This is a genomic window from Streptomyces sp. NPDC027189 (genome assembly GCF_055566975.1).
On the sequence record NZ_JBVHRI010000001.1, the window covers coordinates 621,636 to 636,734 of the forward strand.

Here is a 15,099-nt window from a genome sequence, read left to right on the forward strand (position 1 = left end):
GGATGCTTGCGCGGTTCGGGCTGGTCGGTACAGCGGTGCCGGCGCTCGGCGGGCTTGTGGTGATGATCCTCGCGGGCTGGGCGCCGGCGGCGGCGGTGTGGCCGCTGCGCCGGCGTGCGTCCGGAGCCCGGCCGGGTGACGTGTCGCCCGGCGCGGTGCCGGGCGGGAGCTCGACACCGGCCGGTGTCGACGGCTTGGCGGGCTTCACCTGGCGGACGACGGATGAGCCGCGGCCGGACGAGCCGTAGTCGGACCGGCGGCGGTGTCCGGCGTCGCCGTCCACCCGGTGCTCAGCCGAAGCGGCCCGCCACGTAGTCCGCCGTGCGCTGGTCCTCGGGGGTGCCGAAGATGTGCTCCGTGGGACCGTGCTCGACGATGCCGCCGGGGGTGCCCTGCTCGGCGAGGAAGAACGCGCACTGCTCGGAGACGCGGGCCGCCTGCTGCATGTTGTGGGTGACGATCACGACGGTCACCTGGCCGGCGAGTTCGTGGATGGTCTCCTCGACCCGGCGGGTGGACGTGGGGTCGAGTGCCGAGCAGGGCTCGTCCATGAGCAGCACCCGGGGGCGTACGGCGAGCGCGCGGGCGATGCACAGACGCTGCTGCTGGCCGCCGGAGAGCGCGCCGCCGGGCTGCCGCAGCCGGTCCCGCACCTCCTTCCACAGGCCGGCCCGGGTCAGGCTCTCCTCGACCAGCTCGTCCTTCTCGCGGCGGCTCACGCGCGTGCCGGTCAGGCGCAGGCCCGCCACCACGTTGTCGTAGATCGACATGGCGGGGAACGGGTTGGGCTTCTGGAAGACCATGCCGATCCGGCGCCGGGCGTCGGTCAGGCGGCGCTGGGGAGCGTAGATGTCCTCGCCCTCGAAGAGCACCTCGCCCGCGAGCGCGGCCGAGGGGATCAGCTCGTGCATGCGGTTGAGCGTGCGCAAGAAGGTCGACTTGCCGCACCCGGAGGGGCCGATCAGGGCGGTGACCTGCCCGGCGGGCATGGTGAGGGAGACGCGCTCCAGCACCTGGTGGCTGCCGAACCACGCCGAGACGGCGCGCGCTTCCAGCGTCGCGGGGGCGGTCGGGCCGGACGCGGTGGGCGCACCGGCCGTGACGGGCGGCAGGACGACGGTGTCGGCCAGGGCGGTCCCCGTGCGGACGACGGCGGTGTCGGTCGTCGGGGCGGTCTCGGTCGCGGCGCTGTCACGCGTGGCGGCGGTCGCATCGGTCACGTCGGGCACCTCTTGGCGGGGTCGGGTCTCAGCGGGGGGGGCGGCGGGTCTGGAGCAGGGCCCCGGCCGGTGCTCCGATCAGAGCGCCGGCCGGCGGTCACATCACGTTGGGCAGGAGTTCGGTGGCGCGGGTGGCGACCTGAAGGCCCAGGGCCGCGACGACGGGGGCGAACACGATCCAGGTCTGGTGGCGGCCCCAGCGGTGCCAGGCCCACACCGCGGCGACCGCGACGGCCAGCAGCGCCTGGAGCCACATGACCAGCGGCCACGGCACACCGGAGGGGCGCGCCAGCGGCTGCTCGGACTCCGGGAGCGTGCCGGAGCGAATGACGGCGGCGGGGGTCTGGGCGGGAGCGGAGACCAGGTCGGCGTCGACACGCAGCACACCGCCGGGCATGAAGCTCGGCCCGGTGGCCGTGACCAGGACCAGCCGGCCCTTGCCGGCGGTCACCATGGCGGGCGCCGGGTCACCGGCCCGTCGTACGCCGATGACCTGGTATTTCGCCTTGCCCTGGCCGGTGGTCACGGTGAACGTGTCGCCCGCGGCGAGCTCGTCGAGGCGCCCGAACGGATGGCCGTACGCGGCGGCGCGGCCCAGCAGCACGCTGGTGCCGGCCTGGCCGGGCAGCGGGGTGTCCCGGCGGTGGCCGGGGCCGTCGGTGAGGACGGAGGAGTCGGTGCCCTCCAGGACGACCTGGCGCACATGGACGGCGGGGATGTCGATGAGCGCGACCGGGGTGCCGGGCGCGAGCAGATCGCCCTGCTGGTCGGTCTGGGCCACCGGGGCGGTGCCCAGGGCGAGTTGGGCGCGCAGTTCGTCGAACGCGGCGTGCTGGGCGGCCCGTTCCTGCAGACCGCTGAGGAACAGCAGCTGTGCGGTGAGGCCGAGCAGCAGGGCGGCCAGGGTGAGCAGGCCGCCCCGGGCGAGATGCCGGACGGCGGTGACGCCCGGAACGCGCGGCCGTGACGCGGGGGTTGCGAGCGTGGCCTGTACGGCGACCGTCACGACGGCACGTCTCCTTCACTCATGGATACCGAAAGGGGGTCCTGCCGGGGCGGTGGCGGCCGCCCCGGCAGGAGGTCAACTCGTCACACCTCAGGTGGACTTGATGGTGAAGTTCGCGCTGTTCTTCGAGTTCACCGTCGAGGAGCCCATGTACCACGCGTGCATGGTGTGCGTGCCGACGCTCAACTTGGGCAGCGTGAGGGTCAGCACGCCGCCGCTCAGCGTGCCGGAGGCGCGCACGACGGAGCCCTCGTAGATGCGGACCGTGCCGGTCGGCGTGGTGCCGGTCGCGGAGACCTTGATGGTGACCTTGGCCTGGCTGGTGTGGCTGATCGAGGTCGGCGCGGTGACGGTGACGGTCGGCGTCGCCTTGGTGATCGTCAGGCTGACGCTCGTGTGGGACGTGAGGAGCTTGCCGTTGCCCCCGTACGACACCGTGAGGGCGTGCGTGGCGACCTTGAGGTGGCTGGACAGGCTGACGGTGACCTTGCCGGTGCTGTCCAGGGTGCCCGTGCCCAGGGTGGTGGTGCCCTCCTTCACGGTGACCGTGCCGGTCGGGACGACGCCGTGCGTGTCGCTGACCGTGACGGAGACCTTCGGGGTCTTGCCGTACGCGGTCGTCGCGACGGTGGCCTTCGTCGCGGTGGTGTACTTGATGATGCCGGTCCAGGAGGCGGCGGCGCCGCTGCCGTTGAGGTTGGCGGCGCTGACGGTGGCCGTGTAGGTGCCGAGGGCCAGACCGCTGAAGGTGTACGACGTGGTGCCGGCCGAGACGTCCTTGGTGGCCGCGACGGAGCCGTCCGAACGCATCAGCGTCACGCGGTAGTCGGTGACCGGGAGGCCGGTGGCGGCGGGGGCGGTCCAGTTGAGCTTGACGCTCGCGTCGCCGCGGGTGGCCTTCAGGACGGGTGCCGCCGGCGTCGAGGTGTCGACGCCCGACTCCTCCAGGCCGCCGAGCTTGGCGTGCTTGGCCGGGTTGACCGAGCCGTTGTACGACTCGTTCACGAAGCCGAACTTGCCGATGACGCCCTCGGCGCCCTCGGAGGCGAGGGCCGCCTCGTGGGTGCCGCTGGTGACGAAGACGTCGTAGAGGTCCTTGTCGAAGAAGATGCTGGTCGGGTCGATCGCCCGGGTCGGGACGACGTTGTAGACGTCGCGGCCGAAGGTGGCGTTCTCGTAGTAGGCGCCGACCGGGGCGAGCTTGCCGTTCACGGTGGCGACCGGGGTGGTGGCGCCGTTGTCTCCGGGCAGCTGTACGGCGGCCAGGTGGGCGCCGGCGGCGGCCGCCGTGGTGCTGAAGTCCGGGGAGATGCCGTTGTTCTGGGCGATCCAGCTGCCCACGGAGAACGGGACGAGCGCGCCGTCCTCGTCGAGGGCGCCGTTGCCCTGGTTCTCCTGGACGGTCGGGACGTTCGGGGAGAGCGTGGCGTCGGTGAGGCCGATCGCGCCGAGGAAGAACTTGCGGGTGCCGGAGCCGCTCTGCGGGATCTTCGGGTGCACGGTCTGGCCGTTCACCACGGTCAGCGAGCCCGAGTAGATGTCGTGCAGCTGGTCGACCGTCAGCGTGTTCAGCGCCGAGCCGCGGACCGCCACGCCGACCGCGTCACGCGCGAAGGGAATGTAGGTGAAGGCTGTGCCGGAGGTGCTCGGGCCGCTGGAGGAGCGGGCGAAGTCGACCTGGCCCTTGATGGAGACGCCGGAGCTGTCGGGGAACTTGTCGCCGGTCAGCGCCATGCTCAGGGCGAGGCGGCCCTTGCCGGAGCCGTTGGGGCGCTGGAAGGACGGGCCGCCCGTGCGGGTCTGGATGTTCGAGGTGGTGGAGCCGGTGCCGGGCTCGATCGCGTCGTAGGAGGCGACGCCCGCACCGGTCGCCGACTTCACGGCGGTGCCGGCGTAGCTCTGCCCGTTGACGGTGTCGCCGGCGAGGGCGTTGAGCACGTCCTGGGTGGTGTCGGAGCCCACGCCGACGAGCTTGCGGAAGGTCCCGGCGGGGGTGGGGTCGGCGGACGCCGGGCTCGCCAGAGCCAGCGTGCCGGACACCACGGCGGCGGCGACCATCGCCGCGGTGCAGCGCGTTCTGCGCATTGAGAGTCTCCAGAGGGTGTGCGACGTGATGTCGGGTGGATGACGTGACGTCGGGTGGATCTGGCAGGGTGGTACGGGCCGTCCGCCCCGACTGCCTTTCGGGGCGGGCGGCCGTCTGTGGGGAGCGCCGGCCCGGCGGGGCGCGCGCTCCGGGGGCTCAGCCCCGGCGGGGTGGCAGCAGCCTGCGCAGCCGTTCCGGCAGAGTGAGCGCGGGGATGGTCAGACCGCGGCCGTCGGGCAGCGGGATCCGCAGGGGCAGCCGCAGCCTGCTGCCGCCCGCGAACGGCGCCCCGATGCCGGCCATGGAACCGAGCGCGGCGCCGACTGGGACCGCGTACCGCAGGGAGTTGGCCGGGTCGTCGGGTGTGGTGCCCAGCGCGGTGGTCTGTACGGCCTTGCCGCCGTCGTAGGAGGGCTTGTCGCTCGGCGTCGGGCTCGCGTCGGCGCTCGGCGTCGCGCCGCTGTCGCCGCCCGTGGCGCCATCGGTGGCGCCGCCGGAACCACCGGAGACACTGCCGCCCGATCCGCCGCCGGAGCCGAGGGAGTCGCTGCCGCCACTGCCCCCCGCGGAGCCGCCGGTCGATCCGCCGTCCGAGCTGCCGCCGGCTGAGGAAGAGGGGGCGGGCCCGCTGTAGTGGACGAGGTCGTCGGCGGCGTCGGTCGCCTTGCTGCGCAGGCCCGTGGACAGCGGCGCGTAGCCGGCCGGGAGGAGGCCCGGGTCGGCGCCGCTGGTCTGCCCGGCACCGGCCGTGTACCGCAGCAGCGCGGCGTAGTCCTTGCGGGCCGCCTTGTCGATCTTGGCCGGGCGTACGGCGGCGTAGACCAGCTGGGCGAGCGGGTAGGCGCCGTTCGCGGTGGCCTTGGCCGGGGTGATCTCGGGGGCGCCGGAGCCGGTGGCGCTCGCGGCGGCCGCGGTCAGCGACGCCGTGCTCGGTGCCACGAACTTTCCGGCGGTGTTGCGCAGCCGGGCGGTCTGCAGGCCGTACCGCTCGGCGGAGGCGGCGTCGGTCACCGTGATCACGAACCGGGAGCCGACCGTCTGCGGACCGGGACTCTTGAAGGCGGGCGGGTTGGCGAGCGCGTCCCAGCTGGACTTCCACAGGGTGTCGGCGCGCCGGGTGTGCAGGGCCCCGGAGTGCATGTCCTCCACGTAGGGGTGGAAGTCGGTCATGCACTGCTTGACGGTGGCGTCGGTGCCCGGCGGGATCGTGCACCAGGGGTCGCTCTTGGGGTAGTCGTCGGCGGTGGCGGGGTCGAAGGGGGCGCCGGTCGGGTTCAGGTCCGCGTTGGTGCTGTAGTACGGGTTGACGCGCATGCCCCAGTCGTCGGAGGCACCGGCGAGGAAGCCGCGGGCCTCCTTGTCGGCGAGGATCCACTGCCACAGCGCGCGGGCCGAGTCGCTGTGGCCGAGCGAGGTGATCAGGTCGGTGTCGGTGGCCGGCGTCTCGGAGACCGACAGATCGGCGAACTCCGGGTTGAGCGCGATGAATTCGGGGTCGCTCGCCAGGCCCGCCGGGTTGCTCTTCGCCCAGCCGTAGCCGGTGGCGGCCTGGTCGCCGAGCACGGCTCCCCAGGGTGAGTTCCGGTACGACTCCGTGAGCAGCTTGGCGGCCAGGCGCGGGGTGAGGTCGATGGACTCGACCTTGGTTCCGGCGAGTTTGCGCACCGAGTCGGGGGCGCCGGCCCTGGGTCTGCGTTCGACGGTGAAGCCGATGACGGTTCCGGAGAGCGCGACCGGCGCGTACACCGTCGTGTCGGAGGGCGCCGTCGTGCCCGTGTCGGCCCCGAGCGCCCGGGTGGTGAAGGCGAGCCCGGAGGAGCCGTCGTTGGTGAGCCGGGCCCGGGTGTCGGGCTCGCCGAGCTCGGTGTAGCCGTACACCGTGCCGGTCGGGCACAGGGCTGCCTGCCAGCTGGTCATGGCGTCGGCGGCGAGTTCGCTGCCGGTGGTGGCGCGCTCGTCGGCGCCGAGGGCACAGCTGGTGCCGACCGGGTTGAAGTCGAGCTTGACGGCGATGCGGTTCTTCCAGTTGGTGGAGGAGACCGGGGAGCCCGCGTTGACCTGGCTGGTGTCCGCGTACGGCCTGCCGTCCAGGTCGAGGTGGCCCTGCGGGACGATCACCAGCCAGCAGGAGCGGGGCGCGGTGGCGCCGTTCTGCGTGACCGGGATGCCGCAGCCCAGGTGCGGGGCCTCGTTGGCGGTCTGTACCTCGAAGAACTCCTTGCCGGTGCCGTCGGCGCCGGTGCGGGCGAAGTCGACCTCGTTGGTGGTGTTGCGGTTGAAGAACGGGTTGTTCTGGGTGCCGGAGGTGATCACCGTGCCGTCGACGGACTTGAAGGGCACCTCGCCGGGGGCATTGGGGTTGGCCGCCCCGTACCGGTCGTCCTGGCCGTAGTTGGTGGGATCGGCGCTGTAGAAGATCTTGCGGGTGTCGTCGTAGTCGTTGCCCGGCCAGCTGCCCCGGTCGGTGGTCGGGGAGGCGCCGTACTGGCACTGGGTGCGCGAGGGGCCCGGGTTCGACGGCACAGTGCCGTCGTCGTCGCCCCAGCACTGCATGATCTGCACGAAGTCGGTGTTGAACCACGTGCCGGCGAACGTGGTCGGGGTGCCGCCGGACCAGGAGACCGTGACCGCCTGGCTGGTGAGGTGGGTGGTCTGGCCGACCGTGAACTTCATGTCCTTGAACTCGCCGCGTCCGGCGACGGTGACGGCGGAGCGGGTGGCGTCCGAGCCGCTCGCGGCGGTCGCGGGCCCGGCTGCCTGGGCGACGCCGAGGCCCGCGAGGGCGCCCACGGCGGCTCCGGCGACGATCCGCAGCAGCAGACGTCGTACGCGGTTCATGGCGCCCCTGCTCCCCCGGCTCCCCGGGCGGTTCGACTCGCCCGTCGTTGCTCGGCGGTTCATCGCGAACCTCCGTCCGTGACACCCGTGTTGCCGTTACCGGTGCCGTTTCCGTTGCCAGTGCCGTTGCCGTCGTTGCGGCCGCCGCGCCCGGCCATCGCCCGGGAGACCGTGGCCGGCAGCAGCACGAGCCCGAGCACCATGAACACGGCGAGCAGCATCAGCGTCTGTGTGCTGGTCCAGCCGTGGCTGCCGGCCACCGCGACCGGCTGGGCGAGAGCGACCGTGCCGTCCGCGCCGCCGCCACCGCTGCCGCCGCTCGTCGAGCCGGCACCGGAGCCGCCGGTGGAGCCGGGCGACAGGGTCTGCCCGGTGTCCGGGTCGATGACGGGCTCGGCGCTGCCGCCGGTGCCGCCACCTCCCGCGGCACCCCCGGCCCCCGAACTCCCGCCGGTCGTCGTACCGCCGTTCGCCGAGCCGCCCGTCGTACCGCCGCTCGTGCCGCCCGTGGACCCCGAACCCCCGGAGCCGCCGCCCGCCTTGGCGCCGCCGCTGCCCGTGGTGCAGGGCGGGGCGCCCTTCTTGTCGCAGGCCGCCGGGTAGGGCGCGGTCTCGGCGAGCTTGTTGCGCCCGTCGGAGGAGAAGGTCGGGTTGTTGCAGCCCTTGATGTTGATGCTCTGGGCCTGCACGCCCGGGATCCGGCGGATCTGCTCGAAGCCCGCCTTCACCAGGTTGATCGGCAGCGGCGAATAGCCGAGCGAGGGCGCCTGCTGCTGTCCCTGGCACATGAAGTAGTACGAGAACGCGCCGAGCGTCTTGCCCTTGGCCTTGGTGAAGGTGCCCTGCACCTTCAGGGGCAGGATCATGTACGAGTAGCTGGAGAGCGGGTAGTTGCGCCTGTCGGTGTCGTTGTAGACGCCGTCGAGGTTCTGGGTGAGGTAGTCCGCGGAGTTCTTGTCGGTGTTGATCCTCGCCTTGAGCAGCGAGACCGCGACGTTCTGCGGGGTCGGCTCGGTGTAGTAGCCCGAGTGGTTGAGGACCTTGGCGACCGGATAGTGGGCGTTGAGCGCGTACGAGTAGTTGACGTACCCGATGGCGCCCTCGCCGTAGTTCTGGGCGACGTAACCCGCCACCCCGAGGTCGCCGGACTGGGCGATCATGCCGGACACGGTCGGGTAGTACGAGGTCTGCCCGCAGGCTCCGGAGCGGCCGACCTTGCGGCAGTAGGCCTGCCACAGCGACTTGTGCTGGTTGGCCATCCACATCGTGAACTGGGCGGTGGAGCCCGAGCCGTCGGAGCGGACGACGGGGACGATCGTGCGGTGCGGGAGCTGCAGTCCGGGGTTGTCGGCCTTGATCACCGGGTCGTCCCAGGCCTTGATCACACCGGTGAAGATCTTGGTGACCACGTCCCCGGAGAGCCGCAGGTTGGTGACCCGCTTGCCGTTGACCGTCAGGTGGTACATGAAGACGGTGCCGCCCGCCACGATCGGCATGTAGGCGTACGACCCGGACGCGGGCCGTTCGGCGGCCGAGCCGTCGGTCGGGTGGGTCTGGAATGGAATGTCCGAGACCGCGAAGTCGACCGTTCCGCTGAGGAATTGACGGCGGCCGTCGGAGGATCCGGTGCCGGCGTAGCTGATCCGCATGCCGTACTGGTTGACCGCGCGGCGCCACTCGTCGACGGCGTTCTCCGCCCAGGTCGAACCGGCACCGGCGATCGGCGTGTAGCTCTCGGCGGCGGCCGGCGCCGCCGCGGGACCGGCCAGCAGCCCGGCGATCACGCCGAACAGCACGCCGAGGGCGCCAAGGGCCCGCAGGCGTCCAAGGGCGGAAAGGAGGTGGCTGCGCATCAGTCGTTCTCTCCGGTGGCGGGGACGGACGGGACGGTTCCAGCGGGGTGCGACAGCTCTGGGCGCTCGAACAGGGACAGCCCGGGAGCGTGCAGTGCGTCGAAGCGCTCCACGTCGCGCCGCGAGGCGCGGGCGGTACGGCGCGCCTGGCGCTTGGTCTGGTGGCCGGGGCCGCGGCCACCGATCACCCGGGCGATCACGAACAGCACCAGGACCAGGGCCATCAGGACGGCCGCCGCGCCGAAACCGCGGGCGATCATCGTGGGTTCCGGCGACTTGACGAAATTGAAGACGGCGAGCGGCAGCGACACCATCGGCCCGCTCGTCGGGTCGGCGTTGAGCGCCGCCGTGAAGCCGGCGGTGAGCAGCACGGGCGAGGTCTCGCCGATGCCGCGCGCGGTGCCGAGGATGACGGCCGTGGCGAGGCCGGAGCGTGCGGTGGGCAGGACGACGTGCCACACCGTGCGCCAGCGCGGCGCACCGAGCGCCTCCGCCGCCTCGGTGAGCGTGCCCGGCACCAGCCGCAGCACCACGTCGGAGGCGCGGATGACGATCGGGAGCATCATCACGCTGATCGCGAAGCCGGCCGCGAGGCCCGACTTCTGCATGCCGAGGCCGAGGATCCAGGTGGCGTACACCATCAGACCGGCGACGATCGACGGCAGCGCGGTCATCGCCTCGACGATGGTGCGCACGAACCGGGAGAAGCGGCCCGGGATCTGGTTCAGGTAGACGGCACAGGCGAGGCCCAGCGGAACCGTGATCGCCAGCGCGATGGCGATCATGATGAGGGTGCCGAGCATCGCGTGGGCGATGCCGCCGTGGGTGAGCGGGTCGAGCGGGCCCGAGGCCTGCATGTCCTGGGTGAAGAAGTTGCCGTGCGGCAGCGCCTCCCGGCCGCGCCAGGCCGTGAAGCCGACGACGAGGAAGAGCGCCGAGAACAGCAGGGTGGCCGCCGTCCACAGCACGACCGTCATCACCCGGTCGCGGACGGCCTGGCCGTCCTCCTCCAGGCCGATGAGCACCGCGTAGATCGCCAGGAAGGCGAGATAGGCGGTGACTGTGAACCCCAACCCGCCGGAGAACGGCGCGAGTTGGCCGAACAGCAGCACCGTGACACAGAATCCGGAGGCGGCGGCGCCGCACAGGGACAGCACCCCGGAGCGGCTGACTCCGCCGATGCGGCGCGGCCGGTCGGGCGGCAGTGCGGGCTCCGGTGCGAGGGCCTCGGTTGCCGGGGCGGCCGGGGCGGGGGTTTGTTCTACGACGGTTACGGCAGTCATCTCATGCCTCGCTCTCTGCGCCGGACCGGGAGCGGGCCACCACGGAGGAGGCCGTGAAGTTGACCGCCAGGGTGAGCAGGAACAGCGCCAGACCCGCCGCCATCAGCGCCGACATGCCGAAGGGCGAGGCGTCGCCGTAGTGCAGGGCGATCAGCGAGGAGACCGAGTTCGAGCCGGTCTGCAGGATGTGCGGCTGGATGGTGAAGACCGGCGAGATGATCAGGTAGACCGCGATCGTCTCGCCGAGCGCCCGGCCGAGCCCCAGCATCGTGCCGCCGATGATGCCGCCCTTGCCGTACGGCAGGACGACCGCGCGGATCATTCCCCAGCGGGTCGCGCCGAGCGCGTAGGCGCCCTCGCGTTCGCCGGCCGGGGCCTGCGAGAAGACCTCGCGCATGACCGAGCACTGGATCGGCGCCACCATCAGGGCGACGACGATTCCGGCGACGAAGGTGGAAGCCGTGTAGACGCTCTCGGAGGCCAGCGGCTCGCCCGGCTGGGCGCCGTCCACGGTGAACAGGGGGATCCAGCCGAACCAGGTGGACAGCCAGCGCGACAGGCCGATCACATGCTGCTGGAAGAAGAACAGGCCCCACAGCCCGTACACCACGGAGGGGACGGCCGCCATCAGGTCGACCATCGTCACCAGGGTGCGGCGCAGTTTGGGTGGAGCCACGTCGGTGATGAACAGGGCGGTTCCGACGGCCAGCGGCATGGAGATCGACACCGCGACGAGGGCGATCAGAACGGTGCCGGTCATGACGGCCGCGATGCCGAAGTTGTGGACGTCCGGCTGCCATTCGGCGGTGGTGAGGAAGGCGAAGCCCCTGGCGCGCAGCGCCTGACCGGCCCTCAGGAGCAGGAAGAGCCCGACCCCCGCCATGATGGCGAGGACGGCGACACCGGTGGCCGTCAACTGGTACCGGAAGATCCGGTCACCGAGCCCTCGGGCCGAGTTCAGCCGCCGGGGAACGGGTCTTTCGGACTCCGGCCGGTCGGCGACCGCTGTACCGGTCCCCGGTCTGTCGGACTCCGGTCTGTCGGACTCCTCTTGCGCGGACGCCACTGCGGTCCCCCCATTCCGGGAACGGAATCAGTGCGCGGCGGCCTGATGGCACCGCGCGGGGAGATTCAATGGCTGGATCATGTCGGTCCAACGCGTGAACTCTGGCGAACTGACGAACAGCACATGTCTGTTCGGTGCGACAGGTGTGGAGGATGCGCGTAGATGCTTTGACCGATGCGTGCGGCCCGGGTAACCGGGGGGACGCGAAGAGCCCGGCGGACTCCGCCGGGCTCTGCAGGACACAACCGCGCGTGGCTGCTTCTAGACCACCGAGACCGCCGACAGGCGGTGTACGTCCCGGGCCGTCCCCGTGACCCCGGACAGGAACCCCTGCGCCCTGGGTGACGCGTTCTCCGTCAGCCAGGTCGGATCGATGTCGCAGACGGCGACGCGGACCTCGGTGCCGACCAGGGCCAGTGGGAGGGTGTGGACAACCGTCGACGGGAAGCTCAGGATCGTACGGCCGATGGGGCCGCGGCGGGCGATCAGTTCGAGCGGCAGGTCGGGGCGGACGATTTCGAGGCCCGTCTCGGCGGCCAGCCGGTGCAGCTTGTCGGTGCTCTCACGGCGATGGGCGAAGTAGCGGGTCGCGCCGTGCGCCCCCGCGAGGCTCTTGACCGCCGCCAGGTAGCGGTCCGGGTCCACCACTCCCGTCTCCACGAGCGACGTGCCGACCAGGTCCGCGCCCTTGGTGATGCGGGGCGGGCCGAAGCGGGCACGGGTCCAGGAGAAGTCGTTGGCGGTGATGCGGACGCCGTCCGGTGCCGAGTCGATCGGCATGGAGGAGAAGACCTCGACCGTACGGCGGTCGTTCGGGGTCAGCCGGCGGCGCGCCGAGGCCGACACCGGGGCGAAGATCACGTCGCGGGCGCCCGGGCGGCCACCGCGCCGGTGCCAGCGCACCAGGCGCTCGCCGCGGGCGAGTTGGGCGACGAACTCCATCGTCGCCGTGCCGTCGTCGACCACGACCAGGTCGCGGGCGCGGGTGATCGTCAGCAACAGCTGTACGTAACGGGAGAAGGGGTCTCCCATGACGATGCGCTTGGCTTTGCGGAGCAGCGGGGCCAGGCCGCCGATGGTGTGGAAGGGGGCCGTGGTGCCGCCGCGCGCCTCCTCCCAGCGGACCTCGTGGCCCTCGTCGCGGGCCAGTTCCGCCATGCGGCGCAGCTGACCGCGGGTCATCGGGTCGTTGGGAGACAGGACGACGAGTGTGAGTCCCGCGCCGGACACCGGCTCGGCCGTCCCGGAGGCCCCCGCGCCGGACACCGGCCCGGCCGCCTCGGAGGGCCCCGCGCCGGGCGCCGTGGTGCTGTGGGCATGCGCGTGCGCCCACTCCAGCACGTTCAGGAGCTGTACCGGACTCTCGACGAAGGCGAGAGTGCGGGAGCCGGCGGAACCGGCGCGGGGGCTCATCGTCGTACGACCGTCCCGTCGTAAGGGGCTCAGACCGCGACCGGCTCGCCGGCGGCCGCGGCGATCTCCGCCTCGGCGACGACGCCCGTGACGCGGCGCAGCTTCTTCATGGGGCCGAGCTCGGACTCGTAGACCTTCTTGACGCCGTCACCGAGGGAGGCCTCGATGGTGCGGATGTCGCGGACGAGGCGGGTCAGGCCCTGCGGCTCGACCGAGGCGGCCTGGTCCGAGCCCCACATGGCGCGGTCGAGGGTGATGTGACGCTCGACGAAGGTGGCGCCGAGGGCGACGGCGGCGAGCGTGGTCTGCAGGCCCGTCTCGTGGCCGGAGTAGCCGATCGGGACGTTCGGGTACTCGGCCTGCAGGGTGTTGATGACGCGGAGGTTGAGCTCCTCGGCCTTCGCCGGGTACGTCGAGGTGGCGTGGCAGAGCAGGATGTTGTCCGAGCCGAGGACCTCGACCGCGTGGCGGATCTGCTTCGGGGTGGACATACCGGTGGAGAGGATGACCGTGCGGCCGGTGGCGCGCAGGGCGCGGAGCAGCTCGTCGTCGGTCAGGGACGCGGACGCGACCTTGTGGGCCGGGACGTCGAACTTCTCGAGGAAGGCGACGGCCTCGGTGTCCCACGGGGAGGCGAACCAGTCGATGCCCCGCTCCTTGCAGTGCTCGTCGATCTGGCGGTACTCGTCCTCACCGAACTCCACACGGTGGCGGTAGTCGATGTAGGTCATGCGGCCCCAGGGGGTGTCGCGCTCGATGTCCCACTGGTCGCGCGGGGTGCAGATCTCCGGGGTGCGCTTCTGGAACTTCACGGCGTCGCAGCCGGCCTCGGCGGCCACGTCGATCAGCTTGAACGCGTTCTCGAGCTCGCCGTTGTGGTTGATGCCGATCTCACCGACGACGTAGACGGGGTGACCCGGGCCGGCGGTCTTCGAACCGAATGTGCGCAGACGGGAGTTGGTGCTCATGGTGGAGAAGTTCCTTACTTGTCGAGGGAGTCGAGAGAAGGGCCGAGGATCCAGCTGGCGATCTCTCGGATCGCGCCGTCGCCGCCGGGGACGGTGGTGACCGCGCGTGCGGCGCCGCGCACGACGTCGTGGGCGCTCGCGACCGCCACGGGCCAGCCCACGAGGGCGAAGCACGGGAGGTCGTTGACGTCGTTGCCGACGTAGAGCACGCGCTCAGGCGCGATGCCCTGCTCCTCGCACCACTGCTTCAGTGCGAGGTCTTTCCGGTCGATGCCGTGGAGGACCGGGATCTGCAGCTTCCGGGCTCTGGCGGCGACTACCGGGTTCTTCTCCGTGGACAGGATCAGCATCGTCAGGCCGCTCTTGCGGAGGGCGGCGATGCCGAGGCCGTCTCCGCGGTGCACGGAGACGAATTCCCGTCCGTCGGAGTCGATCAGCACCCTGTCGTCGGTCTGGGTGCCGTCGAAGTCGAGGACGACCGCGTCGATGTCGGCTGCGGTCGGGAGGGTGCCGGGCCGGTTCGCGTCGAAGAGCGGCGCGAGGGCCCGGGCACGGGCGAGGTCGTGCGGGTCGTCGATCTCCAGCACGCGGGCCGGGTCGGTGCGCACGAGTTCCGTACGCCCGAAGAAGCGGTGCTGGTGCTCGCGCAGGCCCGCCGCGTCCATGGCGTACGCGGCGCCGGTCTCCAGGAGGTCCTGGGGGCGGTCCTGGCGGCGCGGGCGGAAGGACTTGTCGTGGTTGACACCGTAACCGCCCTCTGTGGCGGTGGAGTTGGCGACCTTGGTGGCGCCTCCCTCAGCCTCCGGCCGGGGGGACCCCCATCTCGCCTCGCTCGCCTCATCGGTGCGGGTGGTCTCGACGACCTGGGGGTCGTCCGCAGCGTCCCGCCAGATGAACCCGTGGAACGAGGCCACCGTCAGGGCCGTGTCCGCGCCGTTCTCGACGACCGCCGCGGCGACGCCGTCGATGTCCTCGCGGACGATGAACGGGCTGGTGCACTGGACGAGGAGGACCACGTCGACCGCCGCGCCGTGCAGCGCCTCGTGGGCGTCCATGGCGTGCAGAACGGCGGCCTCGGAGGTGGCGGTGTCGCCGGCGATGGCGGCGGGCCGCAGCACGACCTCGGCGCCGGCCTCGCGGGCCGCGGCGGCGATCGCCTGGTCGTCCGTGGAGACCACGACGTCCGTGACGAGCCGGGTCGCGCGGCACTCGCGCACCGCGCGGGCCACCAGCGGCACACCGCCGACCGGGAGGAGGTTCTTCGCGGGCACGCCCTTGGAGCCGCCGCGCGCGGGGATCACCGCGAGCACGCGGCGCACTGGCGCCGCTTGGCCCGCTTCGGAGTTGGTCATGCGCTGTTCTCCTT

At 72.0% G+C, this 15,099-nt stretch carries 11 protein-coding genes; 1 reads left to right on the top strand and 10 read right to left on the bottom strand.

The window, feature by feature from the left end; genetic code table 11:
* Positions 1-2 precede the first annotated feature (2 nt).
* The gene (locus ACZ4RZ_RS02835; RefSeq protein WP_467741356.1) at positions 3-248 is read left to right on the top strand and encodes a hypothetical protein; all 246 of its coding nucleotides are present in this window, start codon (positions 3-5) and stop codon (positions 246-248) included.
* A 42-nt stretch (positions 249-290) separates the two neighbouring features.
* On the opposite strand, the gene pstB is transcribed toward ACZ4RZ_RS02835, so the two are convergent.
* The 10 genes from pstB to ACZ4RZ_RS02885 all read right to left on the bottom strand — a co-directional run bounded on the left by pstB (position 291) and on the right by ACZ4RZ_RS02885 (position 15,085).
* Positions 291-1,055: a phosphate ABC transporter ATP-binding protein PstB gene (gene pstB / locus ACZ4RZ_RS02840; protein ID WP_467741947.1), complete on the bottom strand. Its 765-nt coding sequence runs from the start codon at positions 1,053-1,055 to the stop codon at positions 291-293.
* A gap of 262 nt (positions 1,056-1,317) precedes the next feature.
* On the bottom strand, positions 1,318-2,226 hold the full coding sequence (locus tag ACZ4RZ_RS02845) for a sortase (RefSeq protein WP_467741358.1): 909 nt from the start codon (positions 2,224-2,226) through the stop codon (positions 1,318-1,320).
* 90 nt (positions 2,227-2,316) lie between these two features.
* Positions 2,317-4,311 carry an Ig-like domain repeat protein gene (locus ACZ4RZ_RS02850; RefSeq protein WP_467741360.1) on the bottom strand — a complete coding sequence of 665 codons (1,995 nt, stop codon included), beginning with the start codon at positions 4,309-4,311 and terminating at the stop codon, positions 2,317-2,319.
* Positions 4,312-4,468: 157 nt separating this feature from the next.
* Positions 4,469-7,150 carry a hypothetical protein gene (locus tag ACZ4RZ_RS02855; RefSeq protein ID WP_467741362.1) on the bottom strand — a complete coding sequence of 894 codons (2,682 nt, stop codon included), beginning with the start codon at positions 7,148-7,150 and terminating at the stop codon, positions 4,469-4,471.
* Between the two features lie 59 nt (positions 7,151-7,209).
* Entirely contained in the window at positions 7,210-9,003 is a 1,794-nt protein-coding gene (locus tag ACZ4RZ_RS02860) for a substrate-binding domain-containing protein (RefSeq protein WP_467741364.1), read from the bottom strand.
* Positions 9,003-10,286 (bottom strand): phosphate ABC transporter permease PstA, encoded by a 1,284-nt coding sequence (gene pstA, locus ACZ4RZ_RS02865; protein WP_467741366.1) that lies wholly within the window; start codon positions 10,284-10,286, stop codon positions 9,003-9,005. The genes ACZ4RZ_RS02860 and pstA overlap by 1 nt, the downstream gene beginning before the upstream one ends.
* Position 10,287: 1 nt before the next feature.
* Entirely contained in the window at positions 10,288-11,352 is a 1,065-nt protein-coding gene (pstC, locus tag ACZ4RZ_RS02870) for a phosphate ABC transporter permease subunit PstC (RefSeq protein WP_467741368.1), read from the bottom strand.
* Positions 11,353-11,613: 261 nt separating this feature from the next.
* Positions 11,614-12,765, bottom strand: coding sequence for a hypothetical protein (locus ACZ4RZ_RS02875; protein ID WP_467741370.1), 1,152 nt, complete (start codon positions 12,763-12,765; stop codon positions 11,614-11,616).
* Between the two features lie 29 nt (positions 12,766-12,794).
* Positions 12,795-13,733 (bottom strand): N-acetylneuraminate synthase family protein, encoded by a 939-nt coding sequence (locus ACZ4RZ_RS02880; protein WP_467741371.1) that lies wholly within the window; start codon positions 13,731-13,733, stop codon positions 12,795-12,797.
* 14 nt (positions 13,734-13,747) lie between these two features.
* Positions 13,748-15,085: a cytidylyltransferase domain-containing protein gene (locus ACZ4RZ_RS02885; protein WP_467741373.1), complete on the bottom strand. Its 1,338-nt coding sequence runs from the start codon at positions 15,083-15,085 to the stop codon at positions 13,748-13,750.
* Positions 15,086-15,099 lie beyond the last annotated feature (14 nt).

Bases quoted from the DNA above. Each gene is read 5' to 3' on its own strand.
- pstA (WP_467741366.1), bottom strand. From the start codon at position 10,286: ATGACTGCCGTAACCGTCGTAGAACAAACCCCCGCCCCGGCCGCCCCG.
- ACZ4RZ_RS02860 (WP_467741364.1), bottom strand. From the start codon at position 9,003: ATGCGCAGCCACCTCCTTTCCGCCCTTGGACGCCTGCGGGCCCTTGGC.
- ACZ4RZ_RS02855 (WP_467741362.1), bottom strand. From the start codon at position 7,150: ATGAACCGCGTACGACGTCTGCTGCTGCGGATCGTCGCCGGAGCCGCC.
- ACZ4RZ_RS02880 (WP_467741371.1), bottom strand. From the start codon at position 13,733: ATGAGCACCAACTCCCGTCTGCGCACATTCGGTTCGAAGACCGCCGGC.
- ACZ4RZ_RS02850 (WP_467741360.1), bottom strand. From the start codon at position 4,311: ATGCGCAGAACGCGCTGCACCGCGGCGATGGTCGCCGCCGCCGTGGTG.
- ACZ4RZ_RS02835 (WP_467741356.1), top strand. From the start codon at position 3: ATGCTTGCGCGGTTCGGGCTGGTCGGTACAGCGGTGCCGGCGCTCGGC.
- ACZ4RZ_RS02885 (WP_467741373.1), bottom strand. From the start codon at position 15,085: ATGACCAACTCCGAAGCGGGCCAAGCGGCGCCAGTGCGCCGCGTGCTC.
- ACZ4RZ_RS02875 (WP_467741370.1), bottom strand. From the start codon at position 12,765: ATGAGCCCCCGCGCCGGTTCCGCCGGCTCCCGCACTCTCGCCTTCGTC.